The 20,421-nt window shown below is 40.5% G+C and carries 24 protein-coding genes; all 24 read left to right on the forward strand.

Annotation, left to right across the window (positions count from 1 at the left end):
• The first annotated feature begins 148 nt into the window (after positions 1–148).
• Positions 149–1,270, forward strand: coding sequence for an ATP-binding protein (locus J7K93_11885; protein ID MCD6117709.1), 1,122 nt, complete (start codon positions 149–151; stop codon positions 1,268–1,270).
• A 149-nt stretch (positions 1,271–1,419) separates the two neighbouring features.
• A complete protein-coding gene (gene sucC, locus J7K93_11890; GenBank protein MCD6117710.1) occupies positions 1,420–2,583 on the forward strand; it encodes an ADP-forming succinate--CoA ligase subunit beta in 1,164 nt (387 codons plus the stop codon).
• Between the two features lie 37 nt (positions 2,584–2,620).
• Positions 2,621–3,490 (forward strand): succinate--CoA ligase subunit alpha, encoded by an 870-nt coding sequence (gene sucD / locus J7K93_11895; GenBank protein ID MCD6117711.1) that lies wholly within the window; start codon positions 2,621–2,623, stop codon positions 3,488–3,490.
• A gap of 6 nt (positions 3,491–3,496) precedes the next feature.
• Positions 3,497–3,952, forward strand: coding sequence for a PaaI family thioesterase (locus J7K93_11900; GenBank protein ID MCD6117712.1), 456 nt, complete (start codon positions 3,497–3,499; stop codon positions 3,950–3,952).
• Between the two features lie 241 nt (positions 3,953–4,193).
• Complete coding sequence (elbB, locus tag J7K93_11905) at positions 4,194–4,850, forward strand: isoprenoid biosynthesis glyoxalase ElbB (protein ID MCD6117713.1); 657 nt, start codon at positions 4,194–4,196, stop codon at positions 4,848–4,850.
• A gap of 1 nt (position 4,851) precedes the next feature.
• A complete protein-coding gene (locus tag J7K93_11910) occupies positions 4,852–5,349 on the forward strand; it encodes an N-acetyltransferase (GenBank protein MCD6117714.1) in 498 nt (165 codons plus the stop codon).
• Between the two features lie 97 nt (positions 5,350–5,446).
• Positions 5,447–6,238: a type IV toxin-antitoxin system AbiEi family antitoxin gene (locus J7K93_11915; GenBank protein MCD6117715.1), complete on the forward strand. Its 792-nt coding sequence runs from the start codon at positions 5,447–5,449 to the stop codon at positions 6,236–6,238.
• A complete protein-coding gene (locus tag J7K93_11920; protein ID MCD6117716.1) occupies positions 6,219–6,794 on the forward strand; it encodes a nucleotidyl transferase AbiEii/AbiGii toxin family protein in 576 nt (191 codons plus the stop codon). Before J7K93_11915 ends, J7K93_11920 begins: the two co-directional genes overlap by 20 nt.
• A gap of 94 nt (positions 6,795–6,888) precedes the next feature.
• A complete protein-coding gene (locus J7K93_11925; protein MCD6117717.1) occupies positions 6,889–7,134 on the forward strand; it encodes a hypothetical protein in 246 nt (81 codons plus the stop codon).
• A 110-nt stretch (positions 7,135–7,244) separates the two neighbouring features.
• Positions 7,245–8,087 (forward strand): fumarate hydratase, encoded by an 843-nt coding sequence (locus J7K93_11930; protein MCD6117718.1) that lies wholly within the window; start codon positions 7,245–7,247, stop codon positions 8,085–8,087.
• Between the two features lie 82 nt (positions 8,088–8,169).
• A complete protein-coding gene (locus J7K93_11935) occupies positions 8,170–8,727 on the forward strand; it encodes a Fe-S-containing hydro-lyase (protein MCD6117719.1) in 558 nt (185 codons plus the stop codon).
• Positions 8,724–9,215 carry a hydrogenase maturation protease gene (locus J7K93_11940; protein MCD6117720.1) on the forward strand — a complete coding sequence of 164 codons (492 nt, stop codon included), beginning with the start codon at positions 8,724–8,726 and terminating at the stop codon, positions 9,213–9,215. The genes J7K93_11935 and J7K93_11940 overlap by 4 nt, the downstream gene beginning before the upstream one ends.
• 120 nt (positions 9,216–9,335) lie before the next feature.
• Positions 9,336–9,809, forward strand: coding sequence for an NADH-quinone oxidoreductase subunit NuoE (nuoE, locus tag J7K93_11945; protein ID MCD6117721.1), 474 nt, complete (start codon positions 9,336–9,338; stop codon positions 9,807–9,809).
• Complete coding sequence (locus J7K93_11950; GenBank protein ID MCD6117722.1) at positions 9,810–11,564, forward strand: 4Fe-4S binding protein; 1,755 nt, start codon at positions 9,810–9,812, stop codon at positions 11,562–11,564.
• A 28-nt stretch (positions 11,565–11,592) separates the two neighbouring features.
• On the forward strand, positions 11,593–13,683 hold the full coding sequence (locus tag J7K93_11955) for an FAD-dependent oxidoreductase (protein ID MCD6117723.1): 2,091 nt from the start codon (positions 11,593–11,595) through the stop codon (positions 13,681–13,683).
• Between the two features lie 175 nt (positions 13,684–13,858).
• Complete coding sequence (locus J7K93_11960; protein ID MCD6117724.1) at positions 13,859–14,251, forward strand: DUF177 domain-containing protein; 393 nt, start codon at positions 13,859–13,861, stop codon at positions 14,249–14,251.
• Positions 14,252–14,272: 21 nt separating this feature from the next.
• The gene (gene rpmF / locus J7K93_11965) at positions 14,273–14,452 is read left to right on the forward strand and encodes a 50S ribosomal protein L32 (GenBank protein ID MCD6117725.1); all 180 of its coding nucleotides are present in this window, start codon (positions 14,273–14,275) and stop codon (positions 14,450–14,452) included.
• 14 nt (positions 14,453–14,466) lie between these two features.
• A complete protein-coding gene (gene plsX / locus J7K93_11970; protein ID MCD6117726.1) occupies positions 14,467–15,489 on the forward strand; it encodes a phosphate acyltransferase PlsX in 1,023 nt (340 codons plus the stop codon).
• Positions 15,476–16,471: a ketoacyl-ACP synthase III gene (locus J7K93_11975; protein ID MCD6117727.1), complete on the forward strand. Its 996-nt coding sequence runs from the start codon at positions 15,476–15,478 to the stop codon at positions 16,469–16,471. The genes plsX and J7K93_11975 overlap by 14 nt, the downstream gene beginning before the upstream one ends.
• Positions 16,472–16,495: 24 nt before the next feature.
• The gene (fabD, locus tag J7K93_11980) at positions 16,496–17,413 is read left to right on the forward strand and encodes an ACP S-malonyltransferase (GenBank protein ID MCD6117728.1); all 918 of its coding nucleotides are present in this window, start codon (positions 16,496–16,498) and stop codon (positions 17,411–17,413) included.
• Positions 17,414–17,431: 18 nt separating this feature from the next.
• On the forward strand, positions 17,432–18,178 hold the full coding sequence (gene fabG, locus J7K93_11985; GenBank protein ID MCD6117729.1) for a 3-oxoacyl-[acyl-carrier-protein] reductase: 747 nt from the start codon (positions 17,432–17,434) through the stop codon (positions 18,176–18,178).
• 69 nt (positions 18,179–18,247) lie between these two features.
• Positions 18,248–18,484, forward strand: a complete 237-nt coding sequence (locus J7K93_11990; protein MCD6117730.1) for an acyl carrier protein — start codon at positions 18,248–18,250, stop codon at positions 18,482–18,484.
• 73 nt (positions 18,485–18,557) lie between these two features.
• A complete protein-coding gene (fabF, locus tag J7K93_11995) occupies positions 18,558–19,799 on the forward strand; it encodes a beta-ketoacyl-ACP synthase II (protein ID MCD6117731.1) in 1,242 nt (413 codons plus the stop codon).
• On the forward strand, positions 19,799–20,421 hold a 623-nt coding region (rnc, locus tag J7K93_12000), incomplete at its 3' end, for a ribonuclease III (protein ID MCD6117732.1). The genes fabF and rnc, both read left to right, overlap by 1 nt.

Raw genomic sequence — 20,421 nt, forward strand, 5'->3', positions numbered from 1 at the left:
GCATAATTTTATTGATTATTTCCTTAATTCTTTTTACTTTATTATTGCAAGAAAACTTAAAAACAATAACAATAAGCCATCATGGTAACTTTTGGTTATAACTTTTGGTCATTATGATGACGAATCGGTATTTTTATCCGAAAAAACAATGTATTTACGAACCTTAGAAAATAAAATCAGAGAAAAAATAAACAGCGGCAAAGCTGTAATAATTGTCGGAGCAAGGCAGGTTGGAAAGACAACGCTTGTAAAGAAAATTCTGGAAAATACTAATTATCTGTTTCTGGATGGAGATGATCCTACAGTCAGAAATCTGTTATCAAACCCGAATACCGGGCAAATAAAAGCTATTTTAGCCGGTAATAAAACCGTTTTTATTGACGAAGCTCAGAGAATAGATGGAATTGGCCTGACATTAAAAATAATGACAGACCAGTTTAATTATGTTCAATTATTTATCAGCGGCTCTTCCTCGTTTGATCTGGGAAATAAGTTGAATGAACCGTTGACAGGAAGAAAATGGGAATACGAATTATTTCCGATAACTTGGGAAGAATATGAGAATAAACTCGGTTTCTTAAAAGCAGAGCAGCGGATTGAAAATCGATTGTTGTACGGTTTTTATCCGGATGTATTAAATAATCAGGGAAATGAAAGAGAAGTATTAAAAAATTTTGTTAACAGTTATTTATACAGAGATATCCTGGCATTTTCGGAAATAAGAAAACCTGATATTCTTGAAAAATTAGTACAGGCCCTTGCTTTGCAGGTAGGAAGCGAAGTAAATTATAATGAATTGTCACAGATGGTGGGAATTAATAAGAATACTGTCCAAAAATACATTGAGATTCTTGAAAAGGGGTATATTATTTTCAGGTTGAACTGTTTCAGCAGAAATGTCAGAAATGAAATTAAACGAAACAGAAAGATTTATTTTTATGACAACGGTGTCAGAAATATGATAATAGGCAATTTTAATCCAATTGATTTAAGACCTGATAAAGGTGCGTTATGGGAAAATTTTCTGATATCTGAAAGACGGAAGCAAAATATTTACAAAGATACTTTTGCAAAAATGTATTTCTGGAGAACAAAGCAGCAGCAGGAAGTTGACTTTGTGGAAGAAAAAGAAGGAGTGATTACAGGATATGAGTTTAAATGGAATGAGAAAAAGAAACCCAAATTACCCGAAACATTTGTAAAAACGTATAATGCGAAAGCACAGGTGATTAACAGGGTAAATTTCAGAGAATTTGTAATTTTAAAATAATTGAGCGAATACTTTACATTTATGTTAATAAAATTAAACTATTGGCAAGAAAATACAGCAAGCAGGCAGAAGAATCTATAGTTTAATTATTTTTTGAAAAAAGATTGACAAATAGTGTGGCAAACTAACTTTTTACAAGGGAACGAAAAATGAAAATTCACGAGTATCAGGCAAAAGCGCTGTTCAGGTCTTATAATATTCCTGTACCCGAAGGGCGGAATGTAAAGACTCCTGAAGAAGCTGCAGATATAGCCGCAGAGCTTGGTAAAAGAGTTGTGGTAAAAGCTCAGATCCATGCAGGCGGCAGGGGCAAGGGCGGAGGCATAAAACTGGCATCAACTCCTGAGGAAACAAAAGAGAATGCACAAAAAATTATAGGGATGACTCTTGTTACTCATCAGACAGGCCCGGAAGGAAAAGAAGTGCATTCGGTTTTAATCGAAGAAGCTCTTGGTGTAAAAGATGAACTCTATCTCGGTATGGTAGTTGACCGCCAGAGATCCTGTATAACAGTAATTGCATCCACGGAAGGCGGGATGGAGATAGAAAAGGTCGCTTCCGAGACACCGGAAAAGATAGTTACTGTTCCTGTTGATCCGGCAGTGGGCATACAGCCTTACATGGCAAGAAAGATTGCATACAGCCTTGCTCTCCCAAAGGAACTAATAAGAGATTGTGCTGCACTTGTTGCAAATATGTACAGACTTTTTATTGAGAAGGATGCATCGCTTGTTGAGGTTAACCCCCTTGTAGTTACAAATGACGGCCGTCTTCTTGCTGCTGATGCAAAGATTAATTTTGATGACAATGCAGTTCCGAAACATTCCGATATAGCCGAGCTGCGTGATATATCTGAAGAAGAGCCCACTGAAGTTGAAGCTTCCAAGTACAACCTCAGCTATGTCAAACTTGACGGAGATGTCGGTTGTATGGTTAACGGAGCGGGCCTTGCAATGGCTACAATGGATATAATCCAGCTTCACGGCGGTATGCCGGCAAACTTTCTTGACGTAGGAGGCGGAGCTTCTCCCGAAAGAGTTGAGAATGCATTCAGGATTCTTCTTGCGGATAAAAATGTTAAAGCGGTTATGATAAATATTTTCGGAGGAATTGTCAGGTGTGACCGTGTGGCAAACGGTGTTGTCGGAGCAGCAAAGAAGTTAGACGTGAAGGTACCGATAGTTGTTCGACTTGCAGGTACAAACAGTGAGCTCGGCGGAGAGATTCTTGAAAAATCGGGTTTGAAATTTTCAGTTGCGTCAACTTTAAAGGAAGCTGCTGAAATGGCTGTTAAAGCAGCAGTATCAGCTTGATATAACGCCTATAAAATCAATTAGATATGAGGGTAACATGAGTATTCTTCTAAATGATAAAACACGCGTAATTGTACAGGGAATTACAGGAAGCGAAGGTGAGTTCCACTCTAAGCAGATGATTGAGTACGGAACAAATGTTGTAGGAGGCGTAACTCCGGGAAAAGGCGGACAGACCTGTAATAATGTCCCTGTTTTTAATACGGTTGAAGAGGCTGTGGAAAAAGTTCAGCCCGATGCAACTGTAATTTTTGTTCCGCCTCTGTTTGCTGCAGATTCGATTATGGAAGCAGCAGAAGCAGGAGTAAAATTAATAATATGCATAAGTGAAGGTATCCCGACACTGGATATGGTTAATGTATGGACATTTTTAAAAGATAAGAATTCATGCTTAGTTGGCCCCAATTGTCCGGGTATCATATCTCCGGGGAAAGCAAAAATGGGTATTATGCCGGGATTTATTCATAAGCAGGGTAGTGTAGGTGTACTCTCGAGAAGCGGAACTTTGACTTATGAGGCTGTTGATCAGTTGACACGCGAAGGCTTGGGGCAGTCCACATGTATAGGGCTTGGCGGAGATCCCATAATAGGTACAAGATTCATTGACGGCCTGAAACTTTTCAAAGATGACCCGCAGACCGAAGGAGTTGTTCTGATAGGAGAAATTGGCGGCTCTGATGAAGAAATTGCAGCAGAGTATATAAAAGAGGAATTTAACAAACCTGTTGTTGCATTCATTGCAGGAAGAACCGCTCCCCCGGGAAAGAGAATGGGGCATGCAGGGGCAATAATTGCGGGAGGCAAAGGTACTGCTGCTGCAAAAATAGAGACCCTTAAGAATGCAGGAGTTACAGTGGTTGATTCTCCTTCTGAAATAGGGTCTGCCATGAAAAAATTGCTTGGATAAAGAAGAGTGGAAAATTTTTTTGAACTTCCGGAGTTTCCTGGATGTTTTGTGTGCGGCAGAGACAACCCGGGAGGGCTAAAACTGCGTTTTTACAGCGACGGCAGTACAGTCAGAGCAGAATTTATCCCGAGTGCTGTTTTTTCGGGATACGGAAATATTGTTCACGGCGGTATTGTAAGCGCTGTTCTTGACGAAGCAATTGTATGGGCTGCTTATGTATCGGGAAAAAGATTTGGCGTTACTGCAGAGATAAATGTCAGATTTTTAAAACCTGTCACCATAGAAAAAATGTGCATTGTCAGCGGCAGAGTGACAGAATCAAAAAAACGTATATGTATATGTGAAGCATCTTTAACTGATAAAGACGGAACTGTTTTTGCCAAAGCGTCTGGCAGGATTCTGTTAATGAAACAAAAAGAGTCTGATGAGCTGAAAAGCAAACTTTATTTAGAGAGACAGTAAATTATTGTTTTCCTGCTACATAAAGTATGAAAAAATGTTCCTTTTTTCTCAAAAAAGTTTTTGGGAAGTTGGAACATTTTTTTTATCTTAAAGCACGGCAGAAATGTGATTATTGTATCAGATTCAAGTGTATTAAATGTATCGATGCACTACAGTACTTTTTCTATAAATCTTTTCGGCACTGCCGGGAACAATCAATATTCGTGTCATGTCAAACGTATGTTTTAAAAGGAGTAGAACCATGAAAAAGAGAATAGGAGTTTTACTCTCAGGTGCAGGAGTTTTTGACGGCAGCGAAATCCACGAAGCAACTCTCACCCTTCTTTTTATTGATAAATACGGCGGAGAAGCAGTGTGTATTGCGCCCTCAGAAAATTTATCAGTAGTTGACCATATTACGAAAAAGGATACAGGGGAAGCCCGTAATGTTTTAACTGAAGCTGCCAGGATTGCAAGAGGCAATATCATAGATATTTCCGCAATTGACACTTCTGAGTTGGATGCACTTATTTTACCTGGCGGATTCGGAGCAGTAAAGAATCTTTCAGATTATGCTGTAACTGGCAGAAACTGCACTGTTATCCCTGAAGTAGAGAACCTGATAATTTATTTTATCAAGAATAAAAAACCTCTTGGAGTCATGTGCATTGCGCCTGTTGTTGCTGCAGCAGCACTTAAAGATAAGGCCATAACCCCTCTTCTTACAATAGGGTCTGATATGGCCACTGCAGATGATATTGAATTTTTCGGAGCAAAACATAAACCTGCGGCAGTTGATGAAATTGTTGTTGATGAAGAGAACATGATAGTGTCAACCCCTGCATACATGCTTGGGCCCGGAATAGCTGATATTGCAAAAGGTATTGAAAAGTTAGTTAAAACTATTTTAGAGATGTAAAATGAGTGTTGACGGATTAATAAGGGATGCTGTACAGGATGATTTAACACGTATTGTTGAAATTTATAATCAGGCCGTACCTACGAGAATCTCAACAGCAGATACAGTACCTGCCACTGTGCAGGAAAGGTCGGCATGGTTCAATAAACATTCATTAACAAGGCCTGTTAAGGTGTTTGATCTTAAAGGATATGTAATTGGGTGGATGAGTTTTGAAGATTTTTACGGAAGGCCGGCGTATCATTTTACAGCAGAATTAAGCATTTACGTTGATAAGGATTTTCAGGGAAAAGGGGCCGGTTCTGAACTTATGAACTGGGCCATTGAAAAAAGCCGTGATTTGGGAATCCGAAATTTCGTTGGATATGTTTTTTCGCATAATGCTGTCAGTGTCAGGCTTCTTAAAAAGTATGGATTTGAAAAATGGGGGGAACTGCCGGAGATTGCAGAAATGGATGGAAAATTTTACAGCCTGATAATCATGGGGCTTAAAGTGTGACTATCTGGTAAAATGGAAGAGGAATTTGGTTAAAGTAAGGGGAAAAATAGCACAAAAACAAGTTGATTTCGTTTAATATTGTGCTATTTTATACAGTATGACTGTAGGTAATGTTACAAAATTAAATAGACTTGTCAATTCTCTGCCGAGGGGCACTGTAGTTACTTCAGATTATTTAAGAAAGCAGGGATACGGCGACAGCCTGGTTCAGGAGTATAAAAAACGCCGATGGCTGGAGCCTGTAGCAAGAGGAGCGTATAAATTGCCGGGCGATTCGGTGGAATGGTTTGGCGGTGTGTATGCAATGCAGAAGCAGCTTAATATAAATATTCATGTCGGAGCAAAAACATCTCTGTCTCTGCAGGGATATTCTCATTATATCCCGGTAAACGGAAATGTACCTGTATGTCATTTATTTGGATACAGAAATGCAAGACTACCGTCATGGTTTAAAAAGGCAGGCTGGAATACAAGAATATTGTACTTTCCGACGAAACTTTTTTCGGAAAATTTGTCTGATACTTTCGTTAATTACCAGTATCGTGAGTTTGAAATCAGGCTTTCTTCCCCGGAAAGAGCATCAATGGAAATGTGTTATCTTATCCCAGGGCTGCAGGAATTTGAGGAAGCCGGGAAAATTATGGAGAATTTAACTGTGTTAAGGCCCTGGATTGCCCAGTTGCTGCTCGAGAATTGTCAGTTTATAAAAGTAAAACGTCTGTTTTTGTATTTTGCAGACATGGCAGGGCATGACTGGTTTAATGAATTAAACCTTGCAAATATTAATCTTGGCAGCGGACAAAGACAAATTATCAAAGATGGTATATTGGATAAAAAATACTCAATTACTATTCCAAAAGAATCCGGTTATGAGAGCTTCAATTTTTGATATACAGGCCAGGCTGATAATGCGTATTCTACCTGTTATTGCAAAGGAACGACGCTTTGCTTTAAAAGGAGGTACCGCCATTAACTTTTTTTACCGTAATATGCCGAGATTGCCTGTAGATATTGATTTAACTTACCTTCCTGTTGAAAACAGAGAGAACACACTTAAAAATATTTCCGAGTCTCTCTATGGAATTACCGAAACGATTAAAAATAAAATAAGTAATTCACGAATTTTTGAAAAAAAAGATAAATCTACAGGTCTTATATATGCATTATCTGTTGAACATGGGAATGCTCGGGTTAAAATAGAACCTAATCTGGTGATACGCGGAACTGTATATGGAACACAAATACAGAGGCTTTGTGATAATGCAATGAAGAAATATAGCGCATCAGTAAAATTTAATATTTTATCTGTAGCAGATTTATACGGAAGTAAAATCTGTGCGGCGCTTGACAGACAGCATCCCAGAGATTTTTTTGATGTAAAGTTTCTTCTTGATAATGAAGGATTGACAGACTATATAAGAAAGGCTTTTATAGTTTCTGATTAGTCATAACCGTCCCATTGTTGAACTGTTTGATCCGAATTTTAAAGATATAAGCAGTACCTTTGAGAATGAGTTTCAGGGACTGACTTTTTATCCGGTGAAATTAAAGGATCTTGAAAATACACGGAAAGATTTAGTTGAACAAATACATTCGGGATTGACACCAGATGAAAGAGAGTTCCTCTTGTCTGTAAAAGAATTACGTCCAGATTGGAATAGATTAGGTATAACGGGAATTGAGAAGCTGCCGGGAGTTCAGTGGAAATTGTATAATCTGAAACAGATGAGTAAGAAGGAACATTCTGCTGCTGTAAATAAATTAGTAAAATGTCTGTGGTCTTAAAATTAAATAATAAAACTTAAGATGCCAGGTGTTGATTTATATTAATTAAAAAGTAATGATTTATTAATCAGGTACAGTATAAAATTTTGTTACCACTATTGGGAGGAATTATGAGAGAAATAAATGTTTCTACTATTACACGGGAAGTAAAGAAGCTGTGTATGGACGCCAATTTTTATCTTGGCGATGATGTAGTGGATAAAATTAAAGAGTGTTATGAAAAGGAGGAATCTCCTACGGGCAGGGATGTGCTTACGCAAATCCTTAAGAATATTGAAATAAGCCGTGAGGATAAAGTACCGCTTTGTCAGGACACAGGTTATGCGGTATTTTTTGTGGAGCTCGGGCAGGATGTAAATATAACAGGAGGGGATTTTACAGAAGCAATAAACGAAGGAGTCAGACAGGGGTATAAAGACGGATTTCTTCGAAAATCAGTAGTAACTGATCCGCTTGAAAGAAAAAACAGCGGAGATAATACACCTGCAGTTATCCATACTGATATTGTCCCGGGAGATAAAATAAGGATTGTTTTTGCTCCCAAAGGCGGAGGGAGTGAAAATATGAGTGAAGTTAGAATGATGGCTCCTGCTGCAGGAGTTGAAGGCGTGAAGGATTTTGTTGTTGAAAGAGTCCTTAAGTCAGGAGCCAATCCCTGCCCTCCGGTAATCGTGGGTGTGGGAATAGGAGGCACGTTTGAAAAATGTGCACAGATTGCAAAAAAATCGCTTTTAAGGCCAGTTGGCTCGGTTCATCCCAATCCTTATTATGCAGATCTGGAGAAGGAGCTGCTGGAAAAAATCAATAAACTCGGAATAGGCCCCCAGGGATTCGGCGGCAGATGTACTGCACTTGCTGTACATATTGAAGTGCATCCGTGCCATATTGCAAGCTTTCCTGTTGCTGTCAATATGCAGTGTCATGTTGCAAGGCATAAAGAGGTTACAATCTGAAGAAATCAAGTTCATTTAAACGCAATATTGTTAAATTAAGAGATAAAAGAATTGTCTAATTCTTCATAAAAAGGAGAAAGTTATGGCTGAACCAAAGCGAATTATTACTCCTCTTACTGACGAAGTCATAAAAGATTTACATATCGGAGATTCTGTCTTAATAAGCGGAGTAATTTATACGTCACGTGATTCTGCGCACAAGCGTCTTATTGAAGCGTTGGAAAGGGGCGAGAACCTGCCTCTTGAGCTTGACGGCCAGATAATCTATTATGCAGGCCCTGCACCTGCAAAACCGGGTAAGCCCATAGGTTCCATAGGCCCGACAACAAGTTATCGAATGGATCCCTATGCCCCGACCCTGATTGCAAAAGGGCTTAAGGGGATGATAGGCAAGGGAAATCGTTCAAGTTCTGTAATTGAGGCTATGATAAAGTATACAGCTGTTTATTTCGGAGCAGTGGGAGGCGCTGCTGCACTCGGTGCAAAAAGTATTAAAAAAGCGGAATTCATTGCTTACGAAGATCTCGGGCCTGAAGGTATCCGCAGGCTTGAAGTAGAAGACTTCCCTGCTGTAGTTGTAAATGACTGTTATGGCGGGGATTTGTATAAACAGGGATTGGAAAAGTACGGGAAACAGTGATTTTACAAAAACAAAAGACTGACGATGATATCAAGACTGTTTATGTGGGGCTTGGAAATACTATTCTCAGTGATGACGGGGTTGGTATTTATGTACTTCGTGAGATCGGGGAAAAAATTGACGATTCTCAAGTAACCATAAAGGAAGCAAGTGTTGGAGGGTTGGAGCTCCTTGATTATATTACAGGTTTTGGCCGTGCTGTAATAATTGATGCTGTACGCACGGGCAAATATCCTCCGGGCACGGTTGTAGCAATAAAAGCAGATGACCTGCCTGGAGGTTCGTCATTAACCCGTCATCAGGTACCTTTTTCTGAGGCTCTTGTACTTGGCCGTAAAATAGGCATGCAGCTTCCGTCACAAATTTTAATTTTTGGTATTGAGGCTGAAGATGTAACTACTTTTTCTGAAGAATGTACACCGGTTATTGCTGAAAAAATACCTGAAATTGCTGATAAAATAATCAGTGCCGTTTTTATGGAAGAATAAAAAAAATACTTTTCGGCAAGAAAAGGGTTGACACTTTCATGCGTCGTTTGTATCATTATCCGTACTGAAAATTTTGTAATATTGTACTGTAAATATTTTTAATAAAGGAAAGGATGTAGTATGAGTGTAGACCTCACGGAAACGGAAAAAATTGTTGAGAAGTACCGTGGCAAAAATGGCGTTTTAATACCTCTCCTTCAGGATGTACAGAAAGTATATGGATTTGTTCCCAAAGAAGCTGTTGAGTACATTTCAAAAGAGATGAAAATCTACCCTGTTGAGGTTTACGGTATTCTTACATTCTACAGCCAGTTTTATCTTACACCAAGGGGTAAACATTCCATCCGTGTTTGCCAGGGAACTGCCTGCCATGTTATGGGCGGTAAGGCACTGCTTGATTATCTTGAAGGAAAGCTTGGTATTGAGAGCGGAGAGACGACAGATGACGGTATGTTTACAATTGAGCGTGTAGCATGCCTTGGATGCTGCGGTATGGCTCCTGTGGTTGCTGTGGGAGATGAGTTCCATGGAAACTGTTCAGTGGAAATGTTAGATGAGCTGGTTGAGAAATATCGAACAAGGAGTGATAAGTAGATGGAGAACAGAATATTAATATGTATGGGAACAAGCGGGTTATCAGCAGGAGCTGTGGATGTTGAGAAAAATTTTCGGGCTGCTTTAAAAGAAAAGGGGCTTGAAAATTCGTGGGAAGTTATGCGCGTCGGGGACAGAGGGCTTTTCCGTGATGTTCTCGTTGATATTATAACTCCTGCTCTCGGCAGAATTACTTATCAATATGTCAAACCTGAAGATGTGGAAAAGATAGTTGAAGATCATTTAATTAATGGAAAACCATATAAAAAGCGGCAGACAGGCGAGAGTTATGAACAGTTTTTTAAAGATCAGACAAGAATAGTTCTTGCCAATTGCGGTGAAATAGATCCTATGGATATGGATCAGTATATAGAGACCGGCGGATACAAAGGCTTAGAAAAAACCATGTCTATGTCAAGGGAAGAGGTACTGGAAGAAATTACAAAGTCGGGCCTTCGCGGAAGAGGAGGCGGAGGTTTCCCAACAGGGACAAAATGGAAGTTCTGTAAAAATGTTGAAAGCGACAAGAAGTATATTGTCTGTAATGCAGACGAGGGAGACCCCGGCGCTTTTATGGACAGAAGCGTGCTGGAGGGTGATCCTCATGCTGTTCTGGAAGGTATGGCTATTGCAGGGTACACTGTCGGAGCGGATGAGGGATATATTTACTGCCGTGCCGAATACCCTCTTGCAATTAAAACATTAACTTTTGCGATAGAGGAAGCGGAAAAGAGAAACTATCTCGGCAAGAATATTCTCGGAAGTGATTTTTCTTTTACCCTTCATATAAAAGAAGGTGCCGGAGCTTTTGTGTGCGGTGAAGAAACGGCTCTGATTGCATCAATTGAGGGGAAAAAGGGAAGGCCTAACCCCAGGCCCCCTTATCCTGCAGTTGAAGGGCTTTGGGGAAAGCCTACTATTATTAATAATGTGGAAACTCTGGCAAATGTCCGGCATATAATCACCCGCGGGTCAGAGTGGTTCTCCTCAATCGGATACAAAGACAGTAAAGGCACAAAAGTTTTTGCCCTTGCAGGCAAGATTAAGAATACAGGGCTTGTTGAAGTACCGATGGGAACAACTATCAGAGACCTTGTTTTCGGCCCGGGCGGAGGAATGCTGAAAAAGAAAATCAAGTTTAAAGGCGTTCAGCTTGGAGGCCCTTCAGGAGGATGCTTACCTGAATCTCTGCTTGATACACCTATTGATTATACGTCTATTACCGAAACCGGGGCAATAATGGGTTCCGGAGGTATGATTGTAATGGACGAAGGTACATGTATGGTTGATGTTGCAAGATACTTCCTTGAGTTTACAGTTGCTGAATCCTGCGGTAAGTGTGTTCCGTGCCGTGTAGGGCTGAAGAGAATGCAGGAAGTGCTTGAAGATATCTGTGCAGGCAGGGGAAAGGAAGAGCATCTTGAATTCCTTCAGAGCATGGGAGAAACCATTAAAAATACTGCTTTATGCGGTCTGGGTAACACAGCCCCAAATCCTGTTTTAACAACAATGCGTTATTTTATGGAAGAGTATGAAGAACATATCAAAGATAAAGAATGCAGAGCGCATGAGTGTGTTGAGCTGATTCATTTTGAAGTTATGGAAGAAAAGTGTGTTAAATGCGGTGCATGTTACAGAGCATGCCCTACTGATGCAATTGAGTGGAAAAAAGGTGAATACGCATTTATTGATAAAGAGAAATGTATTAAGTGCAAGTCTTGTATCAATGCATGTGATTTTATGGCAATAAAGTAGATAAACACATTTTTTAAGGAAGATTATAATGATTACAGTAATAATTGATGATAAAAAGATAAATGTTGATCCTGGAAAGACAATACTGCAGGCTGCTCATGAATCCGGAATTTATATTCCCAGTCTTTGTTTTCACCCGGATCTGCCTCCTCTCAGCACATGCAGACTCTGTATCGTAGAAATTGAAGGCATGAGAGGTTTTCATACATCCTGCAACACAAAAGTACAGGATGGCATGAAAATAAAAACAAAAACCCCTGAAATTCAAAAAATGCGCAAACAGGTTCTCTGGCTTATTCTAAGCGAACTACCGAAAGACCTTCCCAAATCAACGGAACTGATGAAGATTGCCGAATATATCGGAATAGAGGAGGTACTTTCGGGATTTGCCCCGAAATCAAAAGATCTGCCTATACTTACAGAAGAACCTCTGTTTGTGCGGGATTACAATCTCTGTATTCTCTGCGGGAGATGTGTTGAGATGTGTCAGAGCGTACGCGGGGTCGGGGCTCTCGGATTTGTAAACAGAGGAATTGAATCCAGAGTTGCAACGGCGTACGATGTCAGCTATCAGGATGCAGCATGTTCATTTTGCGGTGCATGTGTGGAAGTGTGCCCTTCAGGTGCTCTTACGGAGAAAAAAGAAATTGACCCTGATGACAGGGAGAAAACACTTCTTCCATGCAGTTACAACTGCCCTGCACATATTGATGTGCCTGAATATGTCCGTCTTATTGCAGAGGGAAGATTTCAGGATTCTCTTGAAATTGTAAGAGAAACTGTTCCGTTCCCTCATATACTCGGCCTTGTATGCGATCATCCCTGTGAAAGCGAATGCCGAAGAGATGATCTTAAGGGATCCATATCAATAAGAAACTTAAAACGTTTTGTTGCTGAAAAGGACAACGGAAGATGGCGCAGCAAGTTTAAGATAAACAAAGATAACGGAAAGAAAGTTGCAGTTGTAGGCGGGGGCCCTGCGGGCTTGTCAGCAGCATGGTTTTTACGGCTTAAAGGCTATTCTGTCACAGTTTTTGAAGCAAATAAAGTTGCAGGCGGTATGATGGCTGCAGGAATTCCAAAATACAGGCTTCCCTGGCATGTTCTTAATAAAGAGATAGGAGAAATTGAGAGAATCGGGGTTGAGATTAAAACTAATTCAAAAGTGGATTCAATCTCTGATCTTTTTAATGATGGTTATAAAGCGGTTTTCCTCGGAATGGGAGCTCAATTGGGAATGAAGATGGGGCTGTCAGGAGAGGATAATCCGAAAGTGAAGGATGGAATATCCATACTTAAGGCTGTGAATTTCGGTGAAGATTTTGATCTCTCAGGAAGAGTAGCTGTTGTAGGAGGCGGTAATGTTGCAATGGATGTGGCAAGAACCGCATTACGAAACGGAGCCAGTGAGGTCTCTGTAATTTACAGGCGGACGAAAGCTGAGATGCCTGCTGACCCTGAAGAGGTAAAAGAGGCTGAGAATGAAGGTGTTGTATTTAATTTCCTCGTTAATCCGGTAAATGTCGATTCAAAAAATGATAACATCTCGGTCAAATGCATAAGAATGCAGCTTGGCGAACCTGATGCCAGCGGCAGAAGAAGGCCTGTTCCTGTTGAAGGGAGTGAATTTGCCATTGATGTTGACCATCTGATTATTGCCATAGGCCAGGATTATGTCATCCCCAAAGAATTTAATGTTGAACTTGAGAGATGGGGCTCAATTAAAGTTGACAGCAAAACAATGAAGACGTCAAGAGACGGAGTATTTGCAGGAGGTGATGTTGTCACAGGGCCCGCATCAGTAATTAAAGCGATTGCTGCAGGCACGAGGGCAGCTTCTTCAATCGATAAATATCTTGGAGGCGACGGAGAGGTTTTCCAGAAACTTGTACAGAAAGAGGAGCCTGATCCATGGATGGGCAGGAGAGAAGGGTTTGGCTATGAAGAACGTGTTGTTATGAAGACAATACCTGTGGATGAAAGGCTTAAAGATCCGAACAAACAGGTTGATCTCTGTTTTTCTGACGAGGAAGCTGTAAAAGAGGCCGAAAGATGCCTTAAATGCCCGCTCAGGCTTACAATTAATAAGGCGCCTGTACCTGATAATTTTAGAGAATAAGTAATGTTTTATCTTGATTTATTAAATATAATTGGTTAAATTGACGCCTCGTATACAGGAAAAAATTGTGGTTCCCCTCAACAGAATAAAAGAGGGGGTATCAGAATATAATTTTCGGACGAAATTGAGTGACCCTGAAGTTTTTTCCGGCTGTATATTCTCGGAGAATATTTTTGTGTCCTTGAAGATTACTGCCGGGCGCGGGGAATATTTGTGTGAATTCCAGGCTTCTGCTACAGGAACTTTTGTTTGCGACAGGTGCCTCGAAGAGTATAAGCGTGAAATTGCTGTATCAAGTGCTGTTCTTTTTACATTTGATCATGATAATGAAGATTTTGAGAGTGAATCAGTACATATACTGGATAGATCTTCAACAGAAATAGATATCAGCAGTGATGTCATAGATATGCTGCTGATTGAAGTACCTGTAAAAAAATTGTGCAGAGAAGATTGCAAGGGTTTATGCCCTCTCTGTGGAGTAAATCTTAATAAAGAGAAGTGTTCCTGTCCTACTGATGTAATTGATCCGAGGTGGGAAGGACTGAAAAATATTAATTTTTCAGAATAAGTATATTGAAAGGAGAAATTTGTGGCTCTTCCAAAGAGAAAAATATCAAGAACAAGAAGGGATAAGAGGCGGACTCATAAAAAACTCAGTGCGGTTCAGGTGGTAGAATGTCCACATTGCCATCAGCCAAAGTTGCCTCATCGTGTATGCCCGAATTGTGGATACTATAAGGGAAGAATGGTAATTATACCTCAAGAATAGAAAAGGTCGCGGTTATGGTTCCGAAAATTGCTGTTGATGCAATGGGGGGGGACAATGCTCCCAGGAGTGCAGTCACAGGAGCGATTGAGGCAGCACGTAAAGCTGGGGGCAGGTATGAAATAGTACTTGTCGGAGATAAGGACGAAATAGAAAATGAGATGCAGCATCACCTGCTTTTAAAGGGACTGCCGATTTCAATAAAGCATGCTTCCCAGAAAGTTGAGATGAAGGAATCTCCGTCCAAGGTGTTTCGCTCAAAGCCTGATTCTTCAATTGCTGTTGCAATGAAGATGCAGAAAGAGGGGGAAGTAGATGCAGTTGTAAGCGCAGGCAACACAGGCGCTGTTATGGCATCGGCTCTTTTTCTGTTGGGAACAGTTAAAGGTGTTTTGAGGCCTGCAATTGGTTCTTTTATGCCTCATGAGAACGGTGTGTGTTTGATGGTTGATGTAGGCTCTGTTGTCAACTGTAAATCGCAGCATCTGTTTCAATTTGGGGTTATGGGCTCTATTTTTATGAATTATGTAATGGATATTAAATCGCCGACTGTAAGTTTGCTCAATATAGGCGAGGAGAGTTCAAAAGGTACTGATGTTGTGAAGCAAGCTTACAATTTGCTTGAAAACAGTGATATGAATTTTATCGGCAACATAGAGGGCAGAGATATTCTGAAGGGTAAAGCTGATGTTATTGTGTGCGACGGTTTTACCGGTAATGTGATTTTAAAATTTGGCGAGAGCCTTGCCAGGATGATTTCCAGAACAATGAGAAGAACTATAAGGGGAAATCTTCCCGGTACAATCGGAATGTATCTTTTAAGGCCCAGTTTGCGTAAGTTTTTTAAGCTTTTTGATTATCAGGAGTACGGCGGAGCGCCTCTTTTAGGTGTAAAGGGTACTTGTATTATAGGGCATGGCAGTTCAGGACCACGCGCTATAAAAAATGCAGTTGAAGAAGCATGGAGAATGATAAAGGAAAGGGTTGCAAGCCACATTGAGGAGGAGCTTGCCAAGAGGAAGGGAGATGAAAGTGTGTGAGACTAGTCCTGCAATGATTCTTGGGACAGGCAGAGGCATTCCTGAAAAAGTATTAACGAATTTTGACCTTGAAAAAATAGTTGATACATCAGACGAATGGATTCGTGAACGTTCCGGTATTGAAAGACGTCATATTCTTGAAGAAGGGAAAGTTAATTCGGATTTATCTTCAGAAGCTGCATTAAAAGCGCTGGAAGATGCAGGAGTCAAACCCGAAGAACTTGATTTTATAATTGTAGCAACAATAACACCTGATTACATTTTTCCGTCAACAGCTTCTCAGGTGCAGGCAAAGATAGGAGCTGTTAATGCTGCTGCTTTTGATATTTCAGCAGCATGCTCAGGCTTTATATACGGGCTGACTCTTGCTAATTCATTAATCGAGTCAGAAGCTGCAAATAGAATATTAGTTATAGGGGCAGAAATACTTTCCAGAATAACTGACTGGGAAGACAGGGGTACCTGCGTTCTTTTCGGAGACGGTGCAGGAGCGGCAGTACTAGGCCCTGCAGAAGGTGACAGGGGGATAGTTTCAACTTACATTAAGAGTGACGGCCGCCTTGGCAATTTGCTGAGTATGCCGGGAGGCGGTTCAGCTAACCCTGCAACTCATGATACAGTTGATAAAAGGATGCATTTTATTAAAATGGAAGGCAGAGAAGTATTCAAACATGCAGTAAGAACAATGAGAGATGCAGCCAATCATGCTCTTAAACTGGCAGGAAAGACAGGAGAAGACATAGATCTTTTAATTCCGCATCAGGCTAATGTAAGAATTATTGATGCGATTGCATCGCGCCTTAAGCTGCCTGATGAAAAAGTATATGTAAATATTCAGGAGTTTGGCAATACATCAGCAGCATCAATACCAATTGCACTTGATGAGGCGAGAAGAAACGGTAAGCTGAAAAAAAACGATCTTTGTCTTATTGTTGCATTCGGAGGCGGTTTTACATGGGGATCTGCATTAATCCGTATGTAGTATTATCCAATAAGGAGAAACTCTGTGGGTAAGATTGGTTTTCTTTTTCCCGGGCAGGGCTCGCAACTGGTAGGCATGGGTAGTGATTTTTACGAGTCAGTTCCGGAAGCAAGGGATATTTATACCGAGGCATCTGATGTACTTGGATTTGATATTGCAGATATCTCTTTTAACGGGCCTGAGGAAAAACTAAAACAGACTCAATTTACACAACCGGCTCTGTATGTCCACAGTTATGCTGTTCAATTGCTTCTAAAGAAAAAAGGTGTAATCCCTGATGCTGCAGCAGGACACAGCCTTGGGGAATTTTCCGCTCATGCATGTGCCGAAGCATTTTCATTCAGACAGGGGCTCGAGCTTGTTAAAGAGCGGGGCAGGCTTATGCAGTCTGCAGGAGAAGTTAAGCCTGGTACAATGGCAGCAATTATCGGCCTTGAAGCTGAAGCGGTTATGGCTCTCTGTATGGATGCTGCAGACAGCGGCATTGTTCAGCCTGCAAACTATAATGCACCCGGGCAGATAGTTGTTTCCGGTTCCATTGAAGGAGTAGCAAAAGCTGTTGAGCTTGCAAAGGAGAGAGGCGCTAAGAGAGCTATCCAGCTTCCGGTAAGCGGCGCTTTTCATTCCCCTTTAATGGCTGATGTTGTTGAAGGGTTTGGTGAGAAGCTCAGATCAATGCAGATAAAAATGGTAAATATTCCTGTTTATGCGAATGTTACTGCTTATCCTGTAAGCAGTGCTGAAGAAATTAAGTCTCTTTTACATAATCAGTTAACTCATTCTGTAAGATGGGTTGAAACTATTAATAATATGATTAAAGACGGAGTTACTGAATTTATTGAAGTGGGATCAGGTAAAGTTCTTTCAGGCCTTGTACGAAGAATTAGCAGAGATGTATCTGTTTCCCAGTGTGGTACAATAAAAGATTTTGATAAATTTTAAAAGGAAAGGGCGAAGATTATGTCACAGCTTCAAGGTAATGTCGCTCTTGTTACAGGTGGGGCCAGAGGGATAGGAAGAGCAATTGTGCTTGAATTGGCGCGTAGAGGCTCGGATGTGATTGTTTCGGATATTGATCTGGAAGGCGCTGAGAAAACCGCAGCTGAGGCAAGTTCTCTATCAGTAAAATCCATAGCTGTTTCAGGCGATGTTTCAAATGCTGATGATGTGGCGGATATGATAACAAAATCTATAGATGCTTTCGGGCAGATTGACATACTTGTTAATAATGCAGGGATTACAAGAGACAACCTTCTTATGAGGCTTACTGAGGAAGATTGGGATATTGTTCTTAAAGTAAATTTAAAAGGCGCATTTCTCTGTACAAAAAGCATTCTGCGCAAAATGATGAAAAACCGTAAAGGGAAAATTATAAATATAGCGTCTGTGGTTGGTATAATGGGAAATGCAGGGCAGTCAAATTATGCAGCGTCAAAAGCAGGGCTTATAGGTTTTACAAAGAGTATTGCCAAGGAAGTAGGGTCACGCAATATACAGGTTAATTGTGTTGCTCCAGGATTTATCGAAACTGAGATGACAAAGAAACTCAGCGAAGATGTTAAAAATGATTTTCTTGATTCGATTCCATTAAAGAGAGCAGGTTATCCTGAAGATGTTGCACGAGTTGTTGCATTTCTTGCATCATCTGATGCAGATTATATTACCGGCCAGGTGATTAATATAGATGGAGGTATGCTTACATCTTAATAAATGTTGAAAAATAACAGGAGAGATTCCCGAAAAAAAATGGGATTACCAGTAAAGGAGGTGAAAGGAATGATTGACGAAGCTAAATTTAAAGAGATTATTGTTGACCGTTTAGGAGCTGATCCTAATGAGATTACCCCTGAGGCATCTTTTATTGATGATCTGGGCGCTGATTCTCTTGATACGGTAGAGTTAGTTATGGCGTTTGAAGAAGAGTTTGATATTGAAATTCCTGATGAGGATGCTGAAAAACTTACAACAGTTGGGACAGCATTAGAATATTTAAAACAAAAAAAGGGTGAGTAGTCAGGCCCGTAGATGTTGAATAAAGGGGTTCCGTTTGTATGGCGGGACCCCGATGTTACAGGAGGCAATGTGTATGCGAAATCGGCGAGTTGTTGTCACAGGTTTGGGTGTTATTTCTCCAATCGGCAATAACGTCGAAACATTCTGGAATGGACTTTTAAACGGTAAAAACGGCGTTTCTCGTATTACTAAGTTTGATGCTGCTAATTTTGAAACAAAAATTGCTGCAGAAGTCAAAGATTTTGATGTTACCAATTATATTGATATGAAAGAGGCAAGGCGGATGGATCCGTTTACCCATTACGGTATTGTCGCAGGTGACATGGCGATTGAAGATTCCGGCATAAATCTGGATAAAGAGAATAAAGATCGTATCGGAGTAATTTTGAGTTCCGGAATCGGCGGTATGCATGCCTTTCACAATGAGCATACAAAGCTTCTCGAGAAGGGCCCGAGAAGAGTAAGCCCTTTCTTTATACCAATGCTTATTCCTGACATTCTTCCGGGTCGTTTTTCAATACGGTATGGACTTACCGGGCCGAATTATTCTACTGTCTCAGCTTGTGCAACAAGCTCTCACAGCATAGGTGTAGCACTTATGCACATAGAGCGTGGTGATGCTGACATTATGATTGCAGGCGGTGCGGAAGGTGTTATGACTGAGATGTCTTTTGCCGGTTTTGGTAATATGAAAGCAATATCAACAAGAAATGACGATCCTGAACATGCGAGCAGGCCATTTGATAATGAACGTGACGGATTTATTATTGGCGAGGGTTCAGGTGTTGTGGTTTTGGAAGAACTGGAACATGCATTAAAACGCGGTGCAAAAATTTATGCTGAACTTGCAGGTATTGGTTTTACGGGTGATGCATATCATATAACAGCGCCTCATCCTGACGGAATTGGTGCTGCAAGGGCTATGAAATTAGCAGTTTCCGATGCTGAATTAAATGTTGAAGATATTGATTATATAAATGCTCATGGTACATCCACTCAATTTAACGATAAAATGGAAACGAAAGCTATAAAAGCGGTTTTTGGTGAGCGCTCTTATAAGTTGGCTGTAAGTTCAAATAAATCAATGATAGGCCATCTTCTTGGCGCAGCAGGAAGTGTGGAATTTATTTCGACGGTTTTAAGTGTTAAGAACAATGCAGTGCCGCCGACTATTAACTACAATGTTCCTGACCCTGATTGTGATCTTGATTACGTGCCTAATAAGATGCGTAAGCAGGAAATTAAAGCAGCCCTTTCAAATTCTTTTGGATTTGGCGGGCATAATGTTTCACTCTGTGTGAAAAAGTATCAATAGTGAAACTTATCAGGAAATATTTTTTTACGACTGTTTTTAAAAAGAGAATAAAAAGGGGATCCCCGTTTAAGGATTCCCTTTATCGTAAAATATCTTATGTTTTTTCAAATGATGAGCTGGTTGAGCAGGCATTGACCCACAGGTCTTCCGTAGGCCATTCTAAATTTGAATCCAATGAACGATTGGAATTTTTGGGCGATTCTGTTCTCGGGCTGATTGTGACTGAGCAGTTGTATAAACGTTATCCTGATAAAAACGAAGGAGAGCTTACAAAAGCAAAGTCTTCTATCGTATCAGGAAACACACTTGCTTATTGGGCAGACAAAATTGATCTCGGCACTTTTTTAAAACTTGGCAGAGGAGAAGAACAATCAGGAGGGAGAAAGAGAAAATCACTGCTTGCTGATGCTTTTGAAGCACTTGTAGGAGCAATGTATCTTGACGGCGGTATAGAGCCTGTAAGAGATTTTATATGCAGTACTGTTCTTGTAAATTCAGAAAAATATCTTGATTACAGATACAGAGGGAATTTTAAAAGCAGATTATTGGAATTTGTCCAGGCTAAGGCATGGGAAGGCCCTGATTATGAAGTAATAGGCGATGAGGGGCCGGATCATGATAA

It is taken from the genome of bacterium (assembly GCA_021158245.1).
GTDB lineage: Bacteria > Zhuqueibacterota > QNDG01 > QNDG01 > QNDG01 > QNDG01.

What these genes read in the sequence shown, in the direction of transcription:
- J7K93_11885 (MCD6117709.1), top strand. Translation starts at nt 149, where the DNA reads ATGTATTTACGAACCTTAGAAAATAAAATCAGAGAAAAAATAAACAGC.
- sucC (MCD6117710.1), top strand. Translation starts at nt 1,420, where the DNA reads ATGAAAATTCACGAGTATCAGGCAAAAGCGCTGTTCAGGTCTTATAAT.
- sucD (MCD6117711.1), top strand. Translation starts at nt 2,621, where the DNA reads ATGAGTATTCTTCTAAATGATAAAACACGCGTAATTGTACAGGGAATT.
- elbB (MCD6117713.1), top strand. Translation starts at nt 4,194, where the DNA reads ATGAAAAAGAGAATAGGAGTTTTACTCTCAGGTGCAGGAGTTTTTGAC.
- J7K93_11910 (MCD6117714.1), top strand. Translation starts at nt 4,852, where the DNA reads ATGAGTGTTGACGGATTAATAAGGGATGCTGTACAGGATGATTTAACA.
- J7K93_11915 (MCD6117715.1), top strand. Translation starts at nt 5,447, where the DNA reads ATGACTGTAGGTAATGTTACAAAATTAAATAGACTTGTCAATTCTCTG.
- J7K93_11920 (MCD6117716.1), top strand. Translation starts at nt 6,219, where the DNA reads ATGAGAGCTTCAATTTTTGATATACAGGCCAGGCTGATAATGCGTATT.
- J7K93_11930 (MCD6117718.1), top strand. Translation starts at nt 7,245, where the DNA reads ATGAGAGAAATAAATGTTTCTACTATTACACGGGAAGTAAAGAAGCTG.
- J7K93_11935 (MCD6117719.1), top strand. Translation starts at nt 8,170, where the DNA reads ATGGCTGAACCAAAGCGAATTATTACTCCTCTTACTGACGAAGTCATA.
- nuoE (MCD6117721.1), top strand. Translation starts at nt 9,336, where the DNA reads ATGAGTGTAGACCTCACGGAAACGGAAAAAATTGTTGAGAAGTACCGT.
- J7K93_11950 (MCD6117722.1), top strand. Translation starts at nt 9,810, where the DNA reads ATGGAGAACAGAATATTAATATGTATGGGAACAAGCGGGTTATCAGCA.
- J7K93_11955 (MCD6117723.1), top strand. Translation starts at nt 11,593, where the DNA reads ATGATTACAGTAATAATTGATGATAAAAAGATAAATGTTGATCCTGGA.
- plsX (MCD6117726.1), top strand. Translation starts at nt 14,467, where the DNA reads ATGGTTCCGAAAATTGCTGTTGATGCAATGGGGGGGGACAATGCTCCC.
- J7K93_11975 (MCD6117727.1), top strand. Translation starts at nt 15,476, where the DNA reads ATGAAAGTGTGTGAGACTAGTCCTGCAATGATTCTTGGGACAGGCAGA.
- fabG (MCD6117729.1), top strand. Translation starts at nt 17,432, where the DNA reads ATGTCACAGCTTCAAGGTAATGTCGCTCTTGTTACAGGTGGGGCCAGA.
- J7K93_11990 (MCD6117730.1), top strand. Translation starts at nt 18,248, where the DNA reads ATGATTGACGAAGCTAAATTTAAAGAGATTATTGTTGACCGTTTAGGA.
- fabF (MCD6117731.1), top strand. Translation starts at nt 18,558, where the DNA reads ATGCGAAATCGGCGAGTTGTTGTCACAGGTTTGGGTGTTATTTCTCCA.